This window comes from Marinobacter aromaticivorans, assembly GCF_002806975.1.
Classification (GTDB): Bacteria; Pseudomonadota; Gammaproteobacteria; order Pseudomonadales; family Oleiphilaceae; genus Marinobacter; species Marinobacter aromaticivorans.
Genome location: NZ_NIHD01000002.1, coordinates 285,397 through 306,904, shown reverse-complemented (window position 1 = coordinate 306,904; position 21,508 = coordinate 285,397). Strand labels below are relative to the sequence as shown.

General features: G+C 57.3%; 19 protein-coding genes. 12 read left to right on the top strand and 7 right to left on the bottom strand.

Annotated features, from left to right (window positions below):
* Positions 1 to 91: 91 nt before the first annotated feature.
* The gene (locus tag CDH48_RS04240; protein ID WP_100687478.1) at positions 92 to 2,968 is read left to right on the top strand and encodes a DUF748 domain-containing protein; all 2,877 of its coding nucleotides are present in this window, start codon (positions 92 to 94) and stop codon (positions 2,966 to 2,968) included.
* Positions 2,969 to 3,013: 45 nt separating this feature from the next.
* Entirely contained in the window at positions 3,014 to 3,607 is a 594-nt protein-coding gene (gene yfbR / locus CDH48_RS04235) for a 5'-deoxynucleotidase (RefSeq protein WP_100687477.1), read from the top strand.
* Between the two features lie 31 nt (positions 3,608 to 3,638).
* Here the strand turns inward: yfbR and CDH48_RS04230 are convergent, their stop codons facing one another.
* The gene (locus CDH48_RS04230) at positions 3,639 to 4,673 is read right to left on the bottom strand and encodes an SPFH domain-containing protein (protein ID WP_100687476.1); all 1,035 of its coding nucleotides are present in this window, start codon (positions 4,671 to 4,673) and stop codon (positions 3,639 to 3,641) included.
* 2 nt (positions 4,674 to 4,675) lie between these two features.
* Complete coding sequence (locus tag CDH48_RS04225; RefSeq protein ID WP_100687663.1) at positions 4,676 to 5,134, bottom strand: NfeD family protein; 459 nt, start codon at positions 5,132 to 5,134, stop codon at positions 4,676 to 4,678.
* Between the two features lie 199 nt (positions 5,135 to 5,333).
* On the opposite strand from CDH48_RS04225, the gene CDH48_RS04220 reads away from it, so the two are divergent.
* Both CDH48_RS04220 and CDH48_RS04215 read left to right on the top strand, forming a co-directional pair.
* A complete protein-coding gene (locus tag CDH48_RS04220; RefSeq protein ID WP_100687475.1) occupies positions 5,334 to 6,149 on the top strand; it encodes an SDR family NAD(P)-dependent oxidoreductase in 816 nt (271 codons plus the stop codon).
* A gap of 18 nt (positions 6,150 to 6,167) precedes the next feature.
* Positions 6,168 to 6,971 carry a class II glutamine amidotransferase gene (locus CDH48_RS04215; RefSeq protein ID WP_100687474.1) on the top strand — a complete coding sequence of 268 codons (804 nt, stop codon included), beginning with the start codon at positions 6,168 to 6,170 and terminating at the stop codon, positions 6,969 to 6,971.
* 45 nt (positions 6,972 to 7,016) lie between these two features.
* Here CDH48_RS04215 and CDH48_RS04210 read toward each other — a convergent pair whose 3' ends face one another.
* Positions 7,017 to 7,922, bottom strand: coding sequence for a metal-dependent hydrolase (locus CDH48_RS04210; protein WP_100687473.1), 906 nt, complete (start codon positions 7,920 to 7,922; stop codon positions 7,017 to 7,019).
* 220 nt (positions 7,923 to 8,142) lie between these two features.
* Here CDH48_RS04210 and CDH48_RS04205 point away from each other — a divergent pair, with 220 nt between their 5' ends.
* Both CDH48_RS04205 and CDH48_RS04200 read left to right on the top strand, forming a co-directional pair.
* Positions 8,143 to 9,249: a helix-turn-helix domain-containing protein gene (locus CDH48_RS04205; protein WP_100687472.1), complete on the top strand. Its 1,107-nt coding sequence runs from the start codon at positions 8,143 to 8,145 to the stop codon at positions 9,247 to 9,249.
* Positions 9,250 to 9,358: 109 nt separating this feature from the next.
* Positions 9,359 to 9,766, top strand: coding sequence for a TM2 domain-containing protein (locus CDH48_RS04200; protein ID WP_100687471.1), 408 nt, complete (start codon positions 9,359 to 9,361; stop codon positions 9,764 to 9,766).
* Here the strand turns inward: CDH48_RS04200 and CDH48_RS04195 are convergent.
* The 3 genes from CDH48_RS04195 to CDH48_RS04185 form a co-directional block, all read right to left on the bottom strand.
* The gene (locus tag CDH48_RS04195; RefSeq protein ID WP_100687470.1) at positions 9,759 to 11,156 is read right to left on the bottom strand and encodes a WS/DGAT/MGAT family O-acyltransferase; all 1,398 of its coding nucleotides are present in this window, start codon (positions 11,154 to 11,156) and stop codon (positions 9,759 to 9,761) included. The two genes, CDH48_RS04200 and CDH48_RS04195, sit on opposite strands and share 8 nt — an antisense overlap.
* Before the next feature lie 58 nt (positions 11,157 to 11,214).
* Positions 11,215 to 11,913, bottom strand: coding sequence for a hypothetical protein (locus tag CDH48_RS04190; protein ID WP_100687469.1), 699 nt, complete (start codon positions 11,911 to 11,913; stop codon positions 11,215 to 11,217).
* A gap of 161 nt (positions 11,914 to 12,074) precedes the next feature.
* Positions 12,075 to 12,593 (bottom strand): Hcp family type VI secretion system effector, encoded by a 519-nt coding sequence (locus tag CDH48_RS04185; RefSeq protein WP_100687468.1) that lies wholly within the window; start codon positions 12,591 to 12,593, stop codon positions 12,075 to 12,077.
* A gap of 357 nt (positions 12,594 to 12,950) precedes the next feature.
* Between CDH48_RS04185 and CDH48_RS04180 the strand changes: the two genes are divergently transcribed.
* A complete protein-coding gene (locus CDH48_RS04180) occupies positions 12,951 to 15,293 on the top strand; it encodes a sensor domain-containing diguanylate cyclase (RefSeq protein ID WP_227520936.1) in 2,343 nt (780 codons plus the stop codon).
* Between the two features lie 9 nt (positions 15,294 to 15,302).
* On the opposite strand, the gene CDH48_RS04175 is transcribed toward CDH48_RS04180, so the two are convergent.
* On the bottom strand, positions 15,303 to 16,442 hold the full coding sequence (locus CDH48_RS04175; RefSeq protein ID WP_188437665.1) for a transglycosylase SLT domain-containing protein: 1,140 nt from the start codon (positions 16,440 to 16,442) through the stop codon (positions 15,303 to 15,305).
* Positions 16,443 to 16,493: 51 nt separating this feature from the next.
* Between CDH48_RS04175 and CDH48_RS04170 the strand changes: the two genes are divergently transcribed.
* The 5 genes from CDH48_RS04170 (at position 16,494) to CDH48_RS04150 (ending at position 21,492) form a co-directional block, all read left to right on the top strand.
* Positions 16,494 to 17,996: an amidase gene (locus tag CDH48_RS04170; RefSeq protein WP_188437667.1), complete on the top strand. Its 1,503-nt coding sequence runs from the start codon at positions 16,494 to 16,496 to the stop codon at positions 17,994 to 17,996.
* A gap of 110 nt (positions 17,997 to 18,106) precedes the next feature.
* Positions 18,107 to 18,754, top strand: a complete 648-nt coding sequence (locus tag CDH48_RS04165; protein WP_100687466.1) for a hypothetical protein — start codon at positions 18,107 to 18,109, stop codon at positions 18,752 to 18,754.
* A gap of 115 nt (positions 18,755 to 18,869) precedes the next feature.
* Positions 18,870 to 19,877 carry a methionine ABC transporter ATP-binding protein gene (locus CDH48_RS04160; protein ID WP_100687465.1) on the top strand — a complete coding sequence of 336 codons (1,008 nt, stop codon included), beginning with the start codon at positions 18,870 to 18,872 and terminating at the stop codon, positions 19,875 to 19,877.
* A complete protein-coding gene (locus CDH48_RS04155) occupies positions 19,877 to 20,542 on the top strand; it encodes a methionine ABC transporter permease (protein WP_100687464.1) in 666 nt (221 codons plus the stop codon). Before CDH48_RS04160 ends, CDH48_RS04155 begins: the two co-directional genes overlap by 1 nt.
* A 167-nt stretch (positions 20,543 to 20,709) precedes the next feature.
* Complete coding sequence (locus CDH48_RS04150; RefSeq protein ID WP_100687463.1) at positions 20,710 to 21,492, top strand: MetQ/NlpA family ABC transporter substrate-binding protein; 783 nt, start codon at positions 20,710 to 20,712, stop codon at positions 21,490 to 21,492.
* Positions 21,493 to 21,508 lie beyond the last annotated feature (16 nt).

Genomic DNA, 21,508 nt, shown 5'->3' with positions numbered 1-21,508 from the left:
TGCTGCACAGTGGCTGACAAACAGGTACCTGGCCGACTATCCTTGTACATTAACGCCTTAACCGGATCCTGCTACCTGAAAGGAGACACTCGTGGCCCAAAGCCGTCAGCGCAGTCATCTGCTCCGAAACCTGGTCATCGGCCTGCTTGTTGTCATCCTGTTGTACAGCCTGGCCGGTTTTCTGTTGCTGCCCTGGTGGCTGAAGCAAACACTGCCGGAGCAGTTGCAACAGCAGATGGGGTGGCAGGCAGACCTTGCGGAGGTCAGCAGTAATCCGTTTGCGCTCAGCGTAGAAGTTCTCAACCTGTCAGCGCAGGATGGCGATAACGCAAAAGTTGTGGGGTTTGAGCGCCTGTATATCAACCTGAGCTTCTTCGAGCTGGTTCGTGGTGTGATCGGGTTTGAGGCCATTGAGCTCGATGAGCCGTTTATCCGGCTGGATCTGCTGGAAGACTACAGCGTGAACTTCGCCCGGGATTTTCAGGCTGCCGGCGCCAGAGAAAACAACAGGGCAGCGGAGCAACCCGGGCCGGAAAAGGATCAGCCGTTGCCCTCACTGTATTTTGAGCAGTTCATTGTGCGCGGCGGCGAACTGTTGTTCCGGGATTTCACTCAGCCCGGCATGACAGAATTCCGGGTTACGCCGCTGGATCTTAGCCTGACTGACCTGGCCACCTGGCAGCGGGATGATCGCAGCAGCGATTATCACCTTCAGGCGGCCCTGGGCGAGCAAACGCTGGAGTGGCAGGGTGATCTCAGCGTGACTCCCCTCTATTCCAGCGGCAGCCTTGCCATTACGGGCGTTGACCACAAGACTCTGGGGCATTTCCTTGCACCCTATCTGCCCTATGATTTGCGCAGCGGTAAACTGACTCTGCGCTCAGACTACGAGTTGCAGTCGGGCGAAGTCCTGTACCTCTCAACCCACGGCGGTCACCTGTCTGTGGAAAACCTGGCGGTTGCTCCGAACACACAGAGCGGGCAGCCACGCCTGACCACAGCAAACATTGTTATCGACGATATCGGGTTTGACCTCAATGCCCGGGAGGCCAGTGTCGGGCAGATTACCCTGGAGCAGCCAGATGTGGCGCTGGCACGTAACAAAGCCGGAGAAATTGACTGGGTTGCCGCTCTTGCGGCGTTCAATGCGACCAGCGAAAGCAATGATAACAACGGGAGCGGCCAACCCGGCACGCAGAACCCGGGCGCCGGTGCAGCAGAGCCTGTTTCAGATGGCCCGTCTTTTCGCTGGTCCCTTGAGGGCATAAGCGTTTACGGGGGGCGCGTGCTCTGGCAGGACCAGCAGCCTGATTCGCCCGCTGACATAGCGCTGCAGCAGCTTTCGCTTTCCATGGGTGGTATCAGTAGCGACATGGAAGACCCCCTGTCGTATCAGCTGCAGGCAGCGCTGGAAACCGGTGGCAGCCTCTCGGTGAATGGCCAGCTGACGCCGCAACCCTTTACCCTGGAAGCGGCCGTTTCCGGCTCGGACATTGTGTTGGCGGCATTTGAGCCGTATTTACAGGAATCGGCCAATCTTGCCGTTGCAGGTGGCACTCTGGGGCTGGATGGGAATCTGGACCTGGATGGCCAGCAGGAACCCTTGACAGGTACTTTCAGTGGCACGGCTGAAATTGCCGGGCTGAGCCTTCAGCTGCCGGACAGCAACGAGCCGCTGGTTTCCTGGAAAACGCTGCGGCTGGCGCCCATTGAGTACAACGTGCACCCGGCCAGGCTGGAAATCGGCACGGTTAACCTCGCACAGCCGGTGGTCAATCTGGTGCGCAACAGCAACGGCGCTCATAACGTAGAGCAGATAGTGCCTGCGCCGGCAGATGCGGATGCCTCCAGGGCACCGGAATCCAGGGCGTCGGAACAGGATGCTGAGGACCAGAGCCGGTTTATCTTCCGTATTGCACAGCTAACGATTGAAGAAGGTGTTCTCGATTATACCGATCGGGCTGTGGACCCGGCTTTTACAACCTCGCTGGACCAGCTCAATGGCACGGTTACCGGCTTGAGCAATGTGCCGCCCCAGCAAGGAAAAGTTGCCCTCACAGGGCGTGTCGGGGGCGGCGCCAGTGTAGAGTTTGATGGCACCATTGGCGCCCTGGGTTCAGAACAGACCAGTAATCTGAAACTCACCATGAAGGATCTGTCGTTGCCGGCGCTGTCTCCATATATCGGTCGCTATCTGGGTTATGGTGTGGACAGTGGAAAACTGGCACTGGATCTGGATTATGAAATTACCGGGAGCCAGCTGGAGGCCTCAAACCATATTGTTATGGACCGTCTCGGGCTTGGCCAGAGTATTGCGAGTGAACAGGCGGTTAATGCACCGGTCAAACTCGGGCTGGCGTTGCTTCGGGACAGCAAGGGCACTATAGAAGTGAACCTGCCCGTCAGCGGTAATCTGGACAACCCCGATTTCAGTGTGGGCCAGGTGGTTATGGGGGCTTTCGTGAATCTGCTTGCCAAGGCAGCCACGTCGCCTTTCAGTGTGCTTGGGTCCATCGCGGATCTTGCGGGCCTCTCCGGCGAAGAGTTGGGCCAGATGCGTTTTGAGCCGGGCTCCACCAGGCTGGCACCCGGAGAGGCAGAGAAACTGGCCACCCTGGCCAAAGCACTGCTTGATCGCCCCGACCTGCTGCTGAACATTCGCGGCAGTGTTTCGCCGAAGGCTGACGGGCTGGTGCTTTTGCGTGAGCAACTGGCTGCGAGCCAGGCGGAAAAGTTAACCGAGGAGAGCTGGCAGAAGGCCCGGGAGGCCTATCTGGCGGGAGAGCGGACCCTGGCTCCGGAAGTACTGAATAATCTTGCCAGTGCCCGGGCATCTGCGCTGCAGGAAATACTGCGAGACACCCATGGCGTGCCCGCCAGTCAGTTATTCATGCTCGACCCATCCCGCAATGCCGAGGTGTCGGAAGATGGCAAGGTAATTGTCGGTTTTACGCTGGACGCCCGTTAAAGCGCCCGAGCATCATTCAATCCCGTTCAAAAGGAACAGAAGCACGTGCCCAAGGCCAGTAGTCATTTTTTTGCTTATGTTTCCCGCCTGCGCTGGATCAAGCGCTGGGGCCTGATGCGTAATGCCATTGAAGAAAACGTAGCAACCCACTCCTGGGAAGTGGCCACTCTGGCCCATGCCCTGGCAATAATCCGCAACAGGCACTTCGGCGGGCAGGTGGATGCCGACAGGATTGCCGCAGCAGCACTTTACCATGACGCCACGGAAGTGATCACTGGTGATATGCCTACCCCTGTGAAGTACCACTCCAGGGTGATGCGCGAGGCCTTTGGCGACATTGAGCACAAGGCAGAGGCGGAGTTGCTGGCACTGCTACCGGAAGATTTACGTGAGGATTTTGCACCCTATTTGCAGGAGTCCCGGCTGCCGGCTGAGGGTCGGGAACTGATCAAGGCGGCAGATCGCCTGTCAGCCTGGCTGAAATGCCAGGCCGAGGTGCGTGCGGGTAACCGCGAGTTTGAACCGGCCGAGAGGCAGATCCGGCAGCGGCTTGCGCAGGAGGGGCTGCCGGAAGTGACTTACTTTATGGAAGTGTTCGTGCCCAGCTATGCAGAACCCCTGGACAACCTGCTGGGCTGATGCCAACAGGTTGCCCGCGCGGGCGTGAGGCTCAGGCGTTGCTTGCGCCACCTACCAGGCCGCCACGCAGGCCATCGCGCTGCAGTGACTGGCGGACCACATCTTCAGGGCTGCCGGCCAGCTCCCGGAACATGCCCATGGAGCCCAGCAGGGCAGACGATTCGTAGGGCACAAACACCCGCTCGCCGTCTTTCGCCATATTTGGCAGTACCTTGATGTAGCTTTGCCCCAGCAGGTAGCCGATCACCGTCTGCTTGTTTTCTTCCGAATCGCCCAGGGCGCCGAGTACCAGGCGAATGGATTCCTGCTCACCCTGGGCGCGCAGAATGGAGGATTGCTTGTCACCCTCGGCGTTGAGAATGGCGGATTCACGCTGGCCCTGGGCCATGGCGATGGCTGCCGTTTTCTCACCCTCGGCTTCTGTCACCGTGGCCCGGCGTTTACGCTCTGCGGCCATCTGCAGGCGCATGGCCTCTTCCACTTCCTCGGGCATACTGATGTCCTGAACTTCCACCCGCGTCAGCTTTACACCCCACTTGGAGGCGGGCTCCTCCATTTCAGCCTGAATGGCGTTGTTCACCTCGGCGCGGGATTCGAACAACTTGTCCAGTTCCATCTTGCCCACCACCGAGCGCAGGGTGGTTTTGGCCAGCACCTCAACCGCCTGGCTCATATTGGCCACTTCATAAACGGCACGGCGGGGGTCAATGATCTGGTAGTACAGGGCGCCGTTGATTTTTACGGTTACGTTATCGGTGGTCACTACCGGCTGCCCCGGGAAATCCATCACCGTCTCCCGGCGGTCGATGCGGACTTCATCGGTGGTCATCGGGTGGTATTCCTCACCCATGCGCACGTAGCGGATCATGGTGATGGGGCGGGGCCGTTCGATAAACGGAATGATGATGTTCACGCCACTTTCCAGAACCCGGTTGAAGGAACCCAGGCGCTCAATAACCATGACTTCAGACTGCCGGACAATCACCAGGCCTTTGGCGATGATGAAAATACCGATGGCGACAACAATCAGGCTGATGATCAGCCCCGGTGAAATATAGGGTTCCATGCTTACTGTTCCTTGTGTGTAACGGTTTGAACAACGGCGGTGGTGCCGTCGAATTTGCTGAAAATAACGTCGGTTCCCTCCGGCAATTCGGTGGCACCTGTGTTGTCATCTCTCAGGCGATAGAAGTCGCCGTTGATCTTGATACCTGTAGCGCCATCAAAATCCCGCTTCAGGGTACGGTAGCGCTTACCCTGCTCGACGCCAGTGCCGGTGGTTCCATAGGCTACGCCTTTCGGGGAAAAACGCGGGCGAATCCAGCGAATTGCGATGGGCACCAGCAGGCCTGAAAACACCCCCATGCCCGCCAGTTGCCATTCGAATGAAATGCCGGCATAGGCCAGAACGGCTGTCAGGGCTGCGGCGACAGCCAGCGCCAGCAGCAGAAATATGCCGTATGCCAGCTCAGCCAGCCCCAGGGCGAGGGCCAGAATCAGCCAGAAATGCGTAAGACTCCATTCCATACAGAACATCCGCAGGTTCAGGGTTGAGGAAATCCGCGAGATTGTGCTCGCGGAGGGGGAATTGTACCCAAAAGCCCGGGCTGAGTCCGAGTGGCCCGGGTGCCATGCAAGTCAGAAATTTGAAGCCATATGCTGATCAGGGGCAACTGTTAGAGTATCTTCTTTAATCGGCACAACACACAACAAGAGGCCAGTGGCCATGAAAGATCTGAAAAACAAAGTGGTAGTTGTTACCGGAGCCGGGTCCGGTATCGGGCGGGCTCTTGCCAAATCGCTGGCAATACGAGGTTGCAGGCTTGCCCTGTCTGACGTTAACGAGGAAGGGCTGGCGGAAACGGTCGCAGCCATCAAGGGTTCGGATGTCAGGGCCTACCGGCTGGATGTTGGTGACAAGGATGCGATATACGCCCATGCAGCCGAGGTGGTAAAGGATTTTGGTCAGGTTAATGTAATCATCAATAATGCCGGTGTGGCGCTTTCTGCCACGGTGAGGGAAATGTCTGATGCCGATTTCGAGTGGATCATGGACATCGATTTCTGGGGTGTCGCTCACGGCACGCGGGCCTTCCTGCCACACCTGATTGCCTCTGGTGATGGACATGTGGTGAACATCTCCAGTGTGTTTGGTCTGATTGGCGTGCCCACACAAAGTGCCTACAATGCTGCAAAATTTGCGGTTCGCGGGTTTACGGAATCCCTGCGCCAGGAAATGAAAATGGAGAAGCAGCCGGTGGCTGTGAGCTGTGTACATCCCGGTGGCATCCGCACCAACATTGCCAACTCTGCACGCATGAGCAGGCTGGAAAGCGCGGCAGACCTGCGCAAAGGGTTCGACAAAATTGCCATGACCACGCCGGAGAAAGCCGCAGAGACCATTGTGAAAGGCATCCTCAAAAACGAATCCCGCATTCTTGTGGGGCCGGATGCCTGGGGTATAGACGCCATTAACCGGTTACTGGGGTCCGCCTATCAGCCGCTGGTGGAGCGCTTTTCCCGCAACAGGCTGCTTATCTGAACGGAGCCGCATCCCGCTATGTGTGAACTGCTGGCCATGAGCGCCAACACACCCACCGACCTCTGCTTTAGCTTCACCGGCCTGACCCGCAGAGGCGGTGACACCGGCCCCCACAAGGATGGCTGGGGCGTGGCGTTTTATGAAGGTAAAGGCGTGCGCGCCTTCCACGATGTAGATGCCAGTTCGAACTCACGGCTTGCGGAAGTGGTCCAGACCCACCCTATCAAGAGCGAAGTGGCCATCTGCCACATTCGCCAGGCGAATGTGGGTGATATCTGCCTGGCCAATACCCACCCCTTCAAGCGTGAACTCTGGGGCCGCTACTGGGTGTTTGCCCATAACGGCCAGCTTTCTGACTTTCGGCCATCGCCGGGGTTTTACGAGCCGGTTGGCGATACCGACAGCGAGGCGCTGTTCTGCGACATCCTCAACCACTTGCGCAAACAGTGTGACCGGAACGACCCGGCAGAGGTGATTGCACGGCACCTGGTCGAACTCTCGCAGGCCTATGCAGGGCAAGGGGTTTTCAACCTTTTGCTGAGCAACGGTGATTGGCTGTTTACATACTGCAGCACCAAAATGGCCAGCATTACCCGCCGCGCTCCCTTTGGCCCGGCAAGGCTGAAAGATGCCGACGTTATTGTGGATTTCGAATCTGAAACCACGCCGAATGATATTGTCAGCGTTATCGTAACCGAACCGCTGACCAGCGATGAAGAGTGGGATATTTACCAGCCCGGTGAATGGCGTTTGTGGCGTAAAGGTATTGTAGAAGCGAGAGGTATGGCGGTGAGCGGACAGAACGCAGCGGCCGGACACTGAACAGGCCGGCACTGTTTCGCCGGCCTGCCTGGTTGCGCCTGGTAATTACTGCAGCGTTGACCGGTTTCCGCTCTGGTATTGCGGCGCGATGTAAGCCTGAATCTCCCCTTTAAAACGCGCAATCAGCTCGCTGTTGTCGTGGTCCCAGGGGTGATAACCCGGTTTGAAATACGCCAGCCAGACGGGGATCAGGCTGGAGAAGGTGCCGTTCCTGCCCCACAGGCGCCACAAGCCCCTGGCAGTATCGGCAACCGAGAAGGTTTTGGTGTCATTCAGCATCATGCGCCCGGTGAAATAGGAAGTCATCACCCCCAGGGCCACCGTGCTGAACATCAGGTAAAAGGTGCGCTCGGCGTAGGTGCCCCCCACCTGCCGGAACACATCGAAAGCCACCGCCTTGTGTTCGGTTTCCTCGATGGCGTGCCACGCCCACAGCGGGCGCATGGTTTCATGCATACCTTCACGTATATCGTCACGTTCCAGAAGCATATCCGCCATCATGGCTGTCATATGCTCCAGTGCGCAGGTAATGGCCAGTTGATGGCGTTTGGGCAGCTTTTTGGTGATATCCAGAACCACCTTGAGGTGTTTTTCCATATCTTCAACCGGCATGCCCTGATCCCGCACATGCTGATTCATGGCCATATGCTCCAGAGAGTGCATGGCCTCTTGCCCGATAAAGCCTCGCACTTCCCTTTTCAGCCTGGGGTCCTTGATCTGATCCCGAAAGGCCCGGACAGAATCCACAAAAAACTGCTCGCCCTGGGGAAAAAGCAACGAGAGTGCGTTCATCATGTGGCTCAGAAAAGGGCTGTTCTCCAGCCAGTACCGGGGCACCTGCTCGCCAAACTCGAATCCCATGCGCTGGGCTTTGATGTCGACGTTATCCGGCGTTTTTGATGCCTGGCTGGCGGCGGCAGCCCGGTTTTCCGCGGTTTTGGTGCTCAGCATGGGTCTACTCCTCACATTGGCTGATGTCATGGCATCAGTGTGTCGGAGTCCAGAGCCCTGATGAATGCGAAAAGGGGACGGCCCTCATTCAAAATGGGACAAAGCCACAGAAAATTGACCAACGCGACGCAGGTACCGGTGCAATCCGCCCCACTGTGATGGTTGCCGGCTTCTGCTAGAGTCGTTCTGAGGTTCTCACTCAGGCAATCAAGGGCAGTCTATGGCGATCCCTGAATCGGAAAAAGAACGGCAGATGCTGGGGCTCTTCCTGGTGCCGGGCGTCTATATGCGGGTACTGGCACAGACTGTTCGGCAGCTTGGCCACAACGATCGCCGGCTCTATGAAGGTTTGGGGTTCAGCGCTGAAGATCTGAAAGCCAACGATAGCCGCGTGTTTGTTACCGATGCCACGGTTATGGCCGAGCGCGCACTGCAGCTCGCCGGCAATGACGGGCTGAGCTTTATGGTGGCTCGCGAGCTGCGGGTAACCATTCACGGTACCCTCGGGCTTGCTGCGCTGACCAGCCCTACCTTTGCCGATGCGCTGGATTCCGTTCGTCGCTACCTGCAGTTACGAGCGCCGTTTCTGAGCATGAGCCAGTCTGAAAGCGATGACCAGGTGCTGGTGAAACTGTGCACAGAGTTCGACGCGCCAGGCCTCTACCCGTTCCTGTCAGAAACCGTCAGCGCCACTCTGGTGCTGCTCACCGAACAGCTGCTGGACCGCAGCGATGCAGCAAGACGCGGGCTTGCCCTGGAGAATGGCAAGCTACCGGGCGTCAGTGTGCGTCTGGGCGGTCCGGAACCGGCCTATTACCGCCGGTTTTCCGAACAGCTGCCGGTCCGGTTCCACTACAACCAGCCGGATGACATGCTCGTACTCCCGAAGGCGCTGCTCGATGTGCGCATGAGGCTGGCGGATGCCGAAGCCTCCCGCATGGCTCGCGACGAGTGCGAGTTCGAACTGCAAAAAGCCTTGAAGGAGCAGGGTGATCTGGCCCTCGCCGTGCGCAACATGCTGCGCCTGATGCCCGGGCCTTTGCCCACGCTGGAAGCCATGGCAGAGCGTTTCTGTGTTTCTTCCCGCACGCTGAAGCGCAGGCTGGCGGAAAGAGAAACCAGCTACCGTGAAATCGTGGAATCCGTCCTCAAAGACCGCGCGATTCAGCTATTGCGGTACACCAACCAGTCGGTAAGTGAAATCGCCTACGAGATGGGCTATGCCGACCTCTCCAACTTCAGCCGCGCGTTCAGAAAATGGACCGGTAAATCCGCTCGCGAATTCCGTGAGGGCAGCCCCGATCCAGCGCCGGAACTAGGGCCCTGACCACCCTGCAGCCCGGCACCCAAGCCAAAGACCCTGTTTCATGCGAGAGCCTTGAGGAATTAACGAATCAGCCCCATATACAAACCAACTATCAGTCACCGGAGCCGTTATGATCACCCGACCGGATACCCACAGCAAACTACTGGGCTACCTGCTCTGGATCTTCGGATTCCTGGGTTCCCACCGCTTCTACTACGGCAAACCCATTACCGGAACCATCTGGTTCTTTACCTTCGGGCTGTTTCTGATCGGCTGGATTGTCGACTTTTTCCTGATTCCCTCCATGGACGAACAAGCCGACAGCCGGTTTCGTGAGGGCGAAGTGAACTACAGCATCGGCTGGTTACTGCTCACCTTCACCGGCGTGTTTGGTTTGCACAGGATGTATATGGGCAAATGGATTACAGGAATTATCTACCTGCTGACCGGAGGCCTGTTCCTGCTGGGCGTGCTCTACGATTTCTGGACACTGAACGATCAGATTTCCGAGCGAAACCGCGAAGTAAGGTTCAACTGAGCGCGTCCTGCTCCAGTTCCAGTAACCCCTCTTCCAGGTAATCCAGCATCCGCTGCAGGCTTGGCAGCGTGCGGCGGCAGCCAATCAGACCGAATGCCACCTGATCGTTGTAGCTGGTCAGCGTCATATTCAGAGCCATACGATCCATGGCAATGGACACGGGGTAAATGCCCTCAAGCCTGGCGCCGTTCCAGTAGCAGGTCTCTTTCGGCCCTGGCACGTTGGAAATCACCACGTTGAATGTCTGCCACTTCGGAGCCAGGCCGGTCAGAAAATTAAAGGCTGCTGGCGCCAGGGTCAGTGCGGTGTAATTGACGATTTCCTCTGGCGTCATGTGGGCGTAACGGTCTTTCGCCTCCTGAATGCCCTGGTGAATCTTCCTCAGGCGCGTTCCGGCGTGGCTCTCATCGGTGTAAAGGTTGGCGAGAATAACACCCACCTGATTGCCCTCGCCCTGATTGTCATCTGCTTTGTCGCCGGCAGTGCGCGCATACTTGCGCAGTGAGACCGGTACCATTGCAATTAACGGTTTCTCCGGCAGCGCGTCCAGGTTCATGAGGTAGGTGCGCAGGGCGCTTGCACACATGGCCGTGACGACATCGTTTACAGTGGTGCCATAAGCCTGGCAAACCGCTTTTATCCGTTTCAGACAGTAGGACTGGGCCGCAAAACGGCGGGAGCCGGTAATTTTCTGGTTCAGAATGCTGCGTGGTGCGTGAAAGACGGAATTGTAAGCCGGGTCTTTGCGGGCAGTGTTGATGGTGCGCAACAATTCCCGCGCGACGACCGGCACAGTGCCCAGTTGTTTCCCGGATTCTCCCAGTAAACGGCCAATGCTTTGCCAGAGTGAAGAGCCGCTGCTATCGCCCTTGTGCCCCGGGCGCACCGACAGATCCCAGATCGGTGGCATATTACGTCTGGCAGGGTCCGTAGACAGCATTCTTTGGGTCATTCGCATGGCGGAAATGCCATCCATCAGCGAATGGTGCACTTTGATATAGACGCCAAACTGTCTCTCGCCAAGGCCTTCAATAAGATGAAACTCCCACAATGGCCGCTCACGATCCATCAGGTGGGAATGTTCCGCTGAGATAAATGCCAGCAACTCCCGGATACGACCGGGCGTTGGCAGGGCTTCAAAGCGGAAGTGATGTTCCAGATCCAGATGCTTGTCGTGCACCCAGACCGGTTGCGCCAGCCGGGTATCCAGGCGCTGGTCGAAGGGTGTTGTAACCTCAGTGTCGGTTCGCAGTTGTTCCGCAAGCCGGGCCACGTAATCACCGGGTGCGTCCTCGGGAAACGAGAAAATCTGCAGCCCTCCCACATGCATGGGTTGCTGGCGCTTCTCCAGCCACAGGAAAATCTGATCGGTTGGGCTGAGAGGCTTCACGGTGGCATCCTTTTATAATTTTCCGGCGTTACTCTTAACCAAGAGTAGCAGTATCCTGTCAGCTTGTACGCCGGAGCATCTGCATTGGCACCCGGTAGCGCAGACCCCGGCAATTACCTGTGCCATCCACAGTGCAGGTCTTGCGGTTAACTCTGGATATCTCGCCCTCAAACTCCCGCTGGCCGTGGCCAAAACGCACGGCTTCACCAACGCTCCAGGTGGTTTTCTGCGTTTCAAAATCGGGCATTTTGAAAGGCTGTTCAGGAAGATGGATGTTCAGTTGCTGTGCACGCTGCGCCAGTGTGCGCCGCAAGGCGTTCGCCTCACCACTCTCGTGCAGGCTATCAAGAATGGTGTAGAAGTGCCGGTTATGAACCGAACCGCGATACCTGTGGCCGGCACTGTGTTGCAGCAAGTGCGCGAACTCATGGCAGCAGGTGTGTGCCAACAGGTTAAGTGTATTCAGCTCACCATCAAAATAGCCCCGGCTGTGAATCTCCCGGCTGGATAGCCAGCCGCTGGCCGCATCAGAATGATGCTTGGCCTGAATCATCCGGACGCCGTAGGTAATCTGGTGCTGTTTGCACGAAGGATCAAAGCGGTGATAAGTCGCCTGGCCAGACCCCACCCGACATACCAGGGTACTGCCAGCGGTCTGTTCCTGGATCCGGCTTGCGACAGGTTGCCAGAGAACCTGCTCTGTAATGGCGCACATGAGTTCGCCGAGCTTGAAGACCTGGGATTTCGGGCTGTTCATGGCAATTAAAGGACTATACGCCTCATGACCTGGTAAACGGGGTTTTGGAGAGGATACCAGCTAATTTACAAGATTTTCGGGATGGAGTCAGACAAAACCTTGCCGTAAAAACACGTCTTGATAGTAAAAGGGCCCCCGCAGGAGCCCCATAGTGAAATTTCTTACGCCTCGATCGGTGAACGCCAGTCATCCGCACCGGAAGTCCCGGCAACTGCGTGCTCCCAGGTTACCTTGCGGTAGGACAGGGACACGGTAACCAGCTGGGTGAAGTCAGCGTTGGCGGCGTCCTGGCAGTGAGGCATGTTGCAGTTGATGTCAATGATGGTGGCATCCTCCAGGATGGTGGAGAAGAAGTGTTCCTGCTTGCCTTCAACAGAAGTGCGGTACCACTTCAGCTCAACCTTGGGCAGCATTTCGCCGGACGCCAGGGCGTTGTACATCAGCGGTGTGGATTTGTTCAGCGCAGAGGTGAACTTGAATGGCTTGTGGACACGCTGGCCAGAGGGCTGCCCGGATTGGGGATCGGTAGGAACGGTGACCACGTGGCTGAATTCCTGAACCAGCACTTCGTCTTCGTGGCCTTCAACGTAGATGTTACCTACGGAATCGGAGGTGAATGCACCGGCGGTGATGTTGCCCTGGGTTTTGCCTTCGATAGAGATATAACAGGGAGTTGGCATAGTCTGCTCCATGACGTTTGAATGAGTAAATGTCCTTGGGTGTTCCCTGGACGGTTGGGTATTAACAAAAGCTGTGCCAGGTTGAAAAACTCTATATAAAACATAAGCTAATGATTTTTTGTCGGGGTTGCCGGCGGCAGCAGGCAAACTTGTACCCTGTCTTTGGGCGAGGAATTGCTGGCCGGGCGAGAAATTGCCAGGCCAGTCGGCTGGCCTTTGCAAGACTGTAATCCTGCCCGTTGATAGCCTCTGCTAAGATTCGTGTCGCCGCTAAATGCATTCTACTGATACAACCAGATGTGAAACCGGAGGCTTTGCCACTCATATGCAACCCATGCAGAACGGACTTGTCCGGTCGTGCTGATCAGGGACTGGTTTGACAGCCTGGTGAACCGGGCAGTACTGCTTGTTGTTGGTGTCGTTATCCTGACGGCGCTTCTGGTTGCGCTTGCGGGTTCACTTCTGAGCCGGTCTGAGCTTGAGCAGCAGGCAACAAATCAGGTGGCCACCATAGCTCAGCTGGTTGCCGGCGAGCTGGATGACAAACTGTCCCAGCGCCTGAACACGCTGAGCCATGTGGCGCAGGGTTTCACGATGACCGAGGCGGCTTTCGAAGCGCGGGCAAAGATACTGCTGCGCCGCCAGGTGGCGCTGCAACATCTGTTTGACGGTGTCTATCTCTTTGACTCAAAAGGTAAAGTGATTGCAGAGCACCCCGAGGCTTTTAACTTGCTGGGGGCGGATGCCAGCAGCCGATCGTATTTCCGTGAGGTTTCAACGCAACTGACTCCGAGTATCAGCGAGCCTTATCGTTCGCACTACGAAGGAAAGCCGGCGGTAATGGTGGCGGCCCCCGTGTTCGATCATCAGCAGCGCTTTATCGGTATGCTGGGCGGAGCAATTTCCCTTGCCGGAGAACACCTGATTGAAGAGTTTTCTGACATCCTCATTGGTAAAACCGGCTACCTGACCATCGTAACCCGCAGCGGAATCATTCTTGCCAATGGTCGCAGCGGTGAAGTTATGCAGCCGGTAAAAAGCACCAACCCGGTGCTGAAAAGTGCCATGGACGGATTTGAGGGTACGGCCAATACACGCACCAGCAACGGCGAGAGTATTATTCTGTCGGTGCAGCAGATGTCCGAGGTTCCCTGGTTTGTGGCAGCTGTGTGGCCGTCAGGCGAAGCCTATGCTCCTGCCACGCGCATCAAGGATGCCTTTCTCTGGATTTTGCTGGCCGTAATCCTGCTTGTTGTTCCTCTGGTTATGTGGCGGTTTCGTCGCCTGATGGCGCCTTTGCAGGAGCTTGGGCAGCAAGTGCATGAGCGCCACCTGGGGGTACGCAATAAACCAGTGGGTGGCATTGGCGGGTCGGAGATCCGGCAGGTGGCTGATATCTTCAATATGGTGATGGATGAGCGCGACGATGTTCTGGGTTCTCTGGCAGAGCGGGAGGCGTTTTTCCGGTCTATTACCAGTGGCGCACCTATCGGCATTGTGCAGGCGGATGTGCTTGGCCGTATCGAATTTGTAAACCCGGAGTTTGAAAACATTATTGGCCTGGATCTGGCTGAACTGACCGGGGCCCACCTGTTTGACTGTGTCTCGGAAGAAGACCGGGATGCGGTTATCAGCCGCTGGCAACAGTCTCTTGAACAACAGGAAGTTTACCGTGACAGCTTCAGGCTAAAGGCCCCCCATAGCCCCAGGCCGGTTTGGTGCCAGGCAATGACGGCCTCTCTTGAAACGCCTGAAAAGGTCATGGGCACAATCACCGTGATCCGGGATATTTCGCACGAGCTGGAAGTGGAAGAAGCCCTGCGGGACGAGCAACACAGGGCGGAAAACATACTGGGGGTGATGCAGGACGGCGTAATGATGGTGGATACCGGCGGTGTTATCCGCTATGCAAATCACGCAGTGGGCCGTTTCCTGAACGCGGACGGAGAACACCTTGGTAAAAACGTGTTTGAGCTGGTCAGCATTGATCACGAAGACCAGGCGCTTACCCATGAGTGGTTTCTGGGCCGGGATGACCTCGACAGCCTTTACGTTACCTTGCGCAATCGCAGTGGTGATGTGTTTGATGTGGACCTCAGCATGATTCACATCCGACAGGGGCGGCAGAATGAGCGCCTGGTGTTTGTGCTCCGGGACGACACCGAGCGCCGGCGTGAGAAAGAGCGGCTGTCCTGGGAAGCAACCCACGACAGCCTTACGCAACTGCTGAACCGTCGTGCATTTACGGTGTCGCTGAACAAATGCCTCAGTGACGGAGTGCGCCAGGAGGCACGCTCGGTGCTGATGCTTATCGATCTTGACCACTTCAAACCGGTAAACGATGAGGGTGGCCATCTGCTCGGGGATGAGCTGCTTCGGCGCCTTGCCGATCTGTTCAAGGAGTCGGTACGCCAAACGGACACCGTCGCCCGGCTGGGTGGCGACGAGTTCGGTATTATCCTCCCTGCCTGCGGTTTGACCAGAGCAAAGACCCTGGCCGAACGCATACGCGCCGGTGTTGAAGCGCTCGAAATAGAGCAGGAGGGTCGCACATTCGGAGTCACAGCCAGCATTGGCATGACCGAGCTGCTGGCGGCAGACCGCGAACCCAAGGACGTGATCGCCCGGGCAGATGAGGCAGCCTATGTGGCGAAATTCAGGGGCCGCAACCGGGTTGTGGTGATGCCTGCACCAGAGTAATGACCAGAGTTATTTCCCGGCACAGAACCGGGCAGATCCGAGTGTGTCAGTTTTGCAAAGCGCCTCGGTGGCCAGTTGCACATCGGCTACGTAGTACAGTGATGCCAGCCCCAGCCTGTCCCGCCCCAGATTGTGAAACACCATGCCGAACGCAATATCGCCTGCGGTAAAGCGCTCGTGATTAGCTGCAAAGTATTCTGCCGGCTTGGCCAGCGTCTCGTCTTCAAGCAGTGCCTGCACCCGGCTTGCGCCACCGTGGTAGGCCTGAATCAGCAGGAGCACGAACAGTTCGTTGCGTTTGTTTTCTGGCAGGTGACCGAAGCGTTCATCAAAGGCCGGCTGCAGGTTGCGGGCATTCTGGTGCATCAGGCGCAGCGCGCAATCGATTTGCGCCAGCCTGTGCCAATAGTTTTGTGGTTTGATCTGGCAGTCTTTCAGGGCGGGAGGGGACAACTGGAGAATGCCCTTGGCATTTGCCCGGGAATGCGCCCTTGCCTGGCCGCCGCTTTCAATCAGGATTTGCCCCGCCAGATACCTGGGTAAAACCGCCGGCAGCGCAAACCGGTTTTGTTCGCTCCGGCGCTGAACAATGTACATCAGGGCTCCGTGAAGTGAGCCGGGTTGTTCCCGGGTTGCAAAAGAAAGGTCGTCCCAGGCGCCCCACACGCGGTCCTGTTCCCGGGTTCCGAGGTAGCGAGCAACCGCAAGGTCTAGGTTTACATGGGGCTGGTTGCAGGCCAGAGCAAACGGGTAGCCCTTGGTATGTGCATCACCGGCAACCCATTCCTCTGTGAGCCCTTTGGTGTGCAAAGACTGGCGGGTATCGTTGAGGCGCTTCTGGGTAGTGGCGCGATCAGCACCGTCGCTGATCCAGCCCAGAAACTGCCCGCGCATGTCGAACAGAATGTGGCGATCAGGGTTTGAGCAATAGCCGGACTCCTTCAGTACCCAGCGGCGGATAGTGAGAATATTCCTGTAAACGCCCTGGCTCGCCCAGTAAGGCGAATTCCTCACAATAGCTGTCCAGCCAGCGGTGTCAGCGCCTTCGTCCCCGGCCTGACCCTCTTCGGCCAGGGCCGGAGCCTGCGTCAGCGTAGCCAGGGTGAAAATCAGAACAAGCTGACGTAAGCTTGCGAATCTTGAGTTCATAAACAGTGTGTCCGTGGCAACCGGGCACCACAATAACAAATGGACGCCTCTATGAAGCAATCTGAGTATCTTCGTTATGATGCCACCGCATTGGCTGATCTTATACGCCGTGGCGAAGTGACCTCCCGGGAAGTATGCGAGGCTGCGGTGGAACGGGCAAGCTCTGTGAATGGTGCCCTGAACGCCATCTGCTTTCCCCAGTTTTCCGAAGCGCTGGCCCGGGAGTTTCCCGCGCAAGGGGTTTTTGCCGGTGTTCCTTTGCTGCTCAAGGACCTGGCTCAGGAGCAGGCCGGCAAGCCCTGCACTTACGGTAGCCGCGGTTTTAAGAACAACATAGCACCCCAGGATTCCGAGTTTGTACGCCGTGCCTGTGAGAGCGGTCTGGTCATCCTGGGCCGAACCGCAACACCGGAGCTCGGGCTCAAGGCGATTACCGAATCCGAGCTGTGGGGGCCATCGCGCAACCCGTGGAATACGGATCTCACACCGGGGGGCTCAAGTGGTGGTTCTGGCGCCGCCGCTGCAGCCGGCATAGTGCCCATGGCGGGTGCCAACGATGGGGGTGGCTCCATTCGCATTCCCGCCGCCTACAATGGCCTGTTCGGGCTCAAACCCTCCCGTGGCCGAATCTCGAGCGGGCCCTTTATGGGCGAGTCCTGGACCGGCGCATCCACCGACCATGTGGTCACCCGCACGGTGCGCGACAGTGCCGCCATGCTCGATGTGCTCAGCGGCCCGGCTGCCGGCGACCCGTTTATCATTCCTGCGCCCGGGTCCAGTTATGGGGAATTGATGCAGAAATCACCCGGTAGCCTGAAAATCGGCCTGTTCACATCCTCGCCCTATGACACGGAAGTGGCACCTGAGTGCATTGCTGCTGTTGAGGAGACGGCGCGGATTCTGGAAAACCTGGGGCACAGGGTTGAGTATGCCCGGCCGGAATTTGATGGTATGGCGCTGGCACGCTGCTATCTGGGCCTTTATTTCGGTGAAGTATCTGCGCTGATGGCGAAAGCCAAAGATCAGTTCGGTGCTTCCGATCGGGATTTCGAGTTGGATACCCGCCTGCTTGGCATGCTGGGCAACACCATGCCCCTGTCTGATTACGTACTGCGCCGGCAGCAATGGAATGAATTTGCCCGGGCGCTGGGGGCATTTTTTGGTGGCTATGACCTTTATCTGTGCCCCACGACTGGCCAGCTGCCGGCCCGGATCGGCGAGTTGGACACGCCAGCGCATCTGAAACTGGCGGCGAGGCTGATGTTGGCGCTTAAAGCCGGGAAAATGGTGCACCGCAGCGGACAGGTAGACCAGATGGCGATGGAAAGCCTGGCCCGCACGCCGTTCACGCAACTTGCCAACCTTACCGGAACCCCCGCTATGTCTGTGCCCATGCACTGGACGGCGGATGGCTTACCTGTAGGCGTGCAGCTGGGTGCTCCGCACGGTGGTGAAGGCGTTTTGCTGCAACTGGCTGCCCAGCTGGAAGAGGCTGCGCCCTGGTTTGGCTATTACGAAAGGCTTGAAAATGCGTTCCCCGCAGCGGGCTTGTGATCCGTTAATCAAACCCCACGTTTATCTTTCAACCCGTAACAGGCTATGCTGTGTGTCAGGAAGATTATTTTCCTGACACACCCTGATGGCATCGTGGAGGCGAGCGTATTATGAACCAACCGATGGCAATCGATGAACTGGTATCAGTAGCACAGGCAGAGGCCATGGGGGAGCTTGATGCTCCGATGATGGCGATTGTTCTGTCCAGCGAACAAAGCTATGACTTGCCCATCAACTCACTGGAAACCGATGCCGACAAGGCGCGCTGGGGATTGATTCTCCGCGCTGCCCGCGAGCATGTTGAAGCGGATGCCGTGGCGGTTCTCTACCCCGCCTGGACAACCATTCGCCAGAAAAAAAAGGAAGTTGCAGAAGGTGAGGGCACCGAAATCTCTGCTGAGGCGTCGGCAGACAGCCATGAAAACCTGGCAAGAGACAGCGCCGAGGAAGAGTCAAATGAGCCTATAGATACCCTGTTTGTACAACTCCATACCCGGGATCACGTGTACTGGCGTGGTTTTGAGCAAATCCGGGATCCAAAGCACCAGCGCATCATCGGCTTTCGTCGGATCAAGGCGCTGTCTACGGATTACCGGCGTGATGAAGAGCCTTCGATTGCATCCTGGCTCAGCACACTGTTTGATCCCCTGCCGGAGCAGGGAGAGGAAACAGATGTTGATCTTGAACTGGCAGATCTCCTGGAGGAGCCGGAAGTAAGCGCCGCGTTGTATCCGAGACAATTGCGGGCGCTGCATTAGAGAGCGTGTCAAGGCGGTCAGCGCCGGCCATGCGTGGGGGAAATCCGGATTCGGGTTTGGCATGGGAATAGTCTATAATTGCCGGCTTTAATTCTGCACCCACAAGGCGCTGATCGTGATTGTATTTGACCAGGTACAGAAGTCCTATCAGGTGGACGGCCGGGCGATCCCGGCGCTGCACCCGACGGACATGACCATTGAAAACGGCGAAGTGTTTGGCATCGTCGGGCATTCCGGTGCGGGGAAGTCTACCCTGGTGCGCCTGATCAACCTTCTGGAACCGCCTACTGGCGGTGATATTCTGATTGATGGCGAGAATATCACCCGCTACGGCGCTGCAGAACTGCGAGCGTTCCGTCGTAAAGTCGGCATGATTTTCCAGCACTTCAACCTGCTTTCCTCGAAAACTGTTTCGGATAATATTGCCTTCCCCATGAAGCTGGCGGGCATCTATTCCAAAGCAGAAATCCGCGATCGTGTGCAGGAACTGCTGGCGCGCGTCAGCCTTACCGATCACGCCACCAAATACCCATCGCAATTGTCGGGTGGTCAAAAGCAGCGAGTGGGCATTGCCCGGGCCCTGGCTTGCCGCCCCACAATTCTTCTGTGCGACGAAGCCACCAGTGCCCTGGACCCCCAAACAACCCAGTCGGTGCTGCGCCTGCTTTCCGAGATCAATAAAGAGCTTGGCCTCACCATCGTACTCATCACCCATGAAATGGATGTAGTCCGGCGGGTGTGCGACCGGGTTGCGGTAATGGACGGCGGTCGCGTAGTGGAGATGGGCCCGGTAAGTGAAGTCTTCCTGCACCCGAAACACCCCACTACCCGGGATTTCGTGTTTGAGAGTGAAAACATCGACGGCCAGGAACTGCAGGAGGATCTGCAAAAAGCCAGTGGCCGTATTCTGCGCCTCACCTTCAAGGGCGAATCCACCTATCAGCCGTTACTGGGCAGCGTAGCGCGCGCCTCGGGTGTTGATTTCAGCATTCTCTCGGGCCGTATCGATCACATCAAGGACACTCCCTACGGGCAACTTACGCTGTCTTTGGTTGGGGGTGATCTGGGAGCTGCCATGAATGCACTGGAAGCGGCAGATGTCCATGTGGAGGTGGTGCGCTGATGGAAGCCTTGCTAAGCAACGTAGACTGGCCAGAAATTGGCATAGCCAGCTGGGACACACTGGTGATGGTGGGCATGTCGCTGCTGTTCAGCGTACTGGCCGGCCTGCCCATTGGAGTGCTGCTGTTCCTCACCGGCAAGCGCCAGTTGCTGGAACAACCGGTGGCTTACGCTGTGCTGTCGTTTGTGGTGAACGTGCTGCGTTCCGTACCGTTCATCATCCTGCTGATTGTGATGATTCCGTTCACTGTAATGCTGATCGGTACCTCTCTGGGCGTGGCAGGTGCTATTCCGCCACTGGTGGCAGGCGGCGCACCCTTCTTCGCCCGGCTGGTGGAAACCTCGTTGCGGGAAGTTGATCGGGGCATCATCGAAGCCACCCAGGCCATGGGTGCCAACGTGCGCCAGATCATCTTCGGCGCCTTGCTGCCGGAAGCCTTGCCGGGCATCATCGCCGGTATTACGGTCACCGCCATTACGCTGGTGTCCTACGCGGCCATGTCCGGCGTTATCGGCGGTGGCGGCCTGGGTGATCTGGCCATTCGTTTTGGCTACCAGCGGTTCCAGACCGATGTGATGGTCATCACTGTGGCGTTATTGGTGATCTTCGTACAGGTGTTGCAGATGGTGGGTGATCGTCTGGTTTTGTATTTCAGCCGTAAGTAATCTGGATTTGAGTTAGCCGACAACTGCACCGCCCTTCCGAAAAACGCCCGTAAATACGTCCCTGTAGGGCTCGGTCGCGCCATCCCTGGCGCTCCACGTTTTCGGAAGGGCGGTGCAGTCGTCGGCCCCGAGTTCACAGTTAACATCAATTAACAGGAGAGTACTTAATGAACTTCAAAAAAGCCCTGGTAGCCCTGGCTGCCGCATCCGTTTTTTCTGCGGCGGTCTCCGCTGAGAAACTTTCCGTTGCAGCAACCCCCGTTCCACATGCTGAACTGCTGGAATTTGTGAAACCGCAACTGGCCGAACAGGGCGTGGAACTGGATGTAAAAGTGTTCACCGACTACATCCAGCCAAACGTGCAGGTCGACCAGAAGCGTATGGATGCCAACTTCTTCCAGCACCAGCCGTACCTGGATGAGTTCAATGACGGTCGTGGCACGAATCTGGTGACCGTTACCGGGGTTCACGTTGAGCCGTTTGGTGCCTACTCCAACAAAATCGACTCCCTGGACGATCTGAAAAACGGCGCAGTCATCGCCATTCCCAACGACCCTACCAACGGTGGCCGTGCACTTTTGCTGCTGCAAAAAGCCGGCGTGATCACCCTGAAAGAAGGCAGCAAGATTACTGCTACCCCACGTGATATTGCCGATAATCCCAAAGATCTCGACTTCAAGGAGCTGGAAGCCGCAACCCTGCCCCGGATTCTTGGCCAGGTGGACGTTGCCCTGATCAACACCAACTACGCGCTGGAAGCCGGCCTCAATCCGTCTGAGGATGCGCTGATCATCGAAGGTTCCGAGTCTCCCTACGTGAACATTCTTGTAGCCCGCCCGGATAACAAGGACAGCGAAGCCATGCAAAAGCTGGCAAAGGCGCTGAAGTCTGACGAGGTTCGCGATTTCATCAAGAAAAAATACGAAGGTGCTGTTGTTCCGGCGTTTTGATCAAGACGGTGGCAAT

Excerpts from the sequence above, each read along its gene's own strand:
- CDH48_RS04230 (WP_100687476.1), bottom strand. The coding sequence starts at position 4,673 with ATGGAACCCTATATTTCACCGGGGCTGATCATCAGCCTGATTGTTGTC.
- CDH48_RS04225 (WP_100687663.1), bottom strand. The coding sequence starts at position 5,134 with ATGGAATGGAGTCTTACGCATTTCTGGCTGATTCTGGCCCTCGCCCTG.
- CDH48_RS04220 (WP_100687475.1), top strand. The coding sequence starts at position 5,334 with ATGAAAGATCTGAAAAACAAAGTGGTAGTTGTTACCGGAGCCGGGTCC.
- CDH48_RS04215 (WP_100687474.1), top strand. The coding sequence starts at position 6,168 with ATGTGTGAACTGCTGGCCATGAGCGCCAACACACCCACCGACCTCTGC.
- CDH48_RS04210 (WP_100687473.1), bottom strand. The coding sequence starts at position 7,922 with ATGCTGAGCACCAAAACCGCGGAAAACCGGGCTGCCGCCGCCAGCCAG.
- CDH48_RS04205 (WP_100687472.1), top strand. The coding sequence starts at position 8,143 with ATGGCGATCCCTGAATCGGAAAAAGAACGGCAGATGCTGGGGCTCTTC.
- CDH48_RS04200 (WP_100687471.1), top strand. The coding sequence starts at position 9,359 with ATGATCACCCGACCGGATACCCACAGCAAACTACTGGGCTACCTGCTC.
- CDH48_RS04190 (WP_100687469.1), bottom strand. The coding sequence starts at position 11,913 with ATGAACAGCCCGAAATCCCAGGTCTTCAAGCTCGGCGAACTCATGTGC.
- CDH48_RS04185 (WP_100687468.1), bottom strand. The coding sequence starts at position 12,593 with ATGCCAACTCCCTGTTATATCTCTATCGAAGGCAAAACCCAGGGCAAC.
- CDH48_RS04175 (WP_188437665.1), bottom strand. The coding sequence starts at position 16,442 with ATGAACTCAAGATTCGCAAGCTTACGTCAGCTTGTTCTGATTTTCACC.
- CDH48_RS04170 (WP_188437667.1), top strand. The coding sequence starts at position 16,494 with ATGAAGCAATCTGAGTATCTTCGTTATGATGCCACCGCATTGGCTGAT.
- CDH48_RS04165 (WP_100687466.1), top strand. The coding sequence starts at position 18,107 with ATGAACCAACCGATGGCAATCGATGAACTGGTATCAGTAGCACAGGCA.
- CDH48_RS04155 (WP_100687464.1), top strand. The coding sequence starts at position 19,877 with ATGGAAGCCTTGCTAAGCAACGTAGACTGGCCAGAAATTGGCATAGCC.
- CDH48_RS04150 (WP_100687463.1), top strand. The coding sequence starts at position 20,710 with ATGAACTTCAAAAAAGCCCTGGTAGCCCTGGCTGCCGCATCCGTTTTT.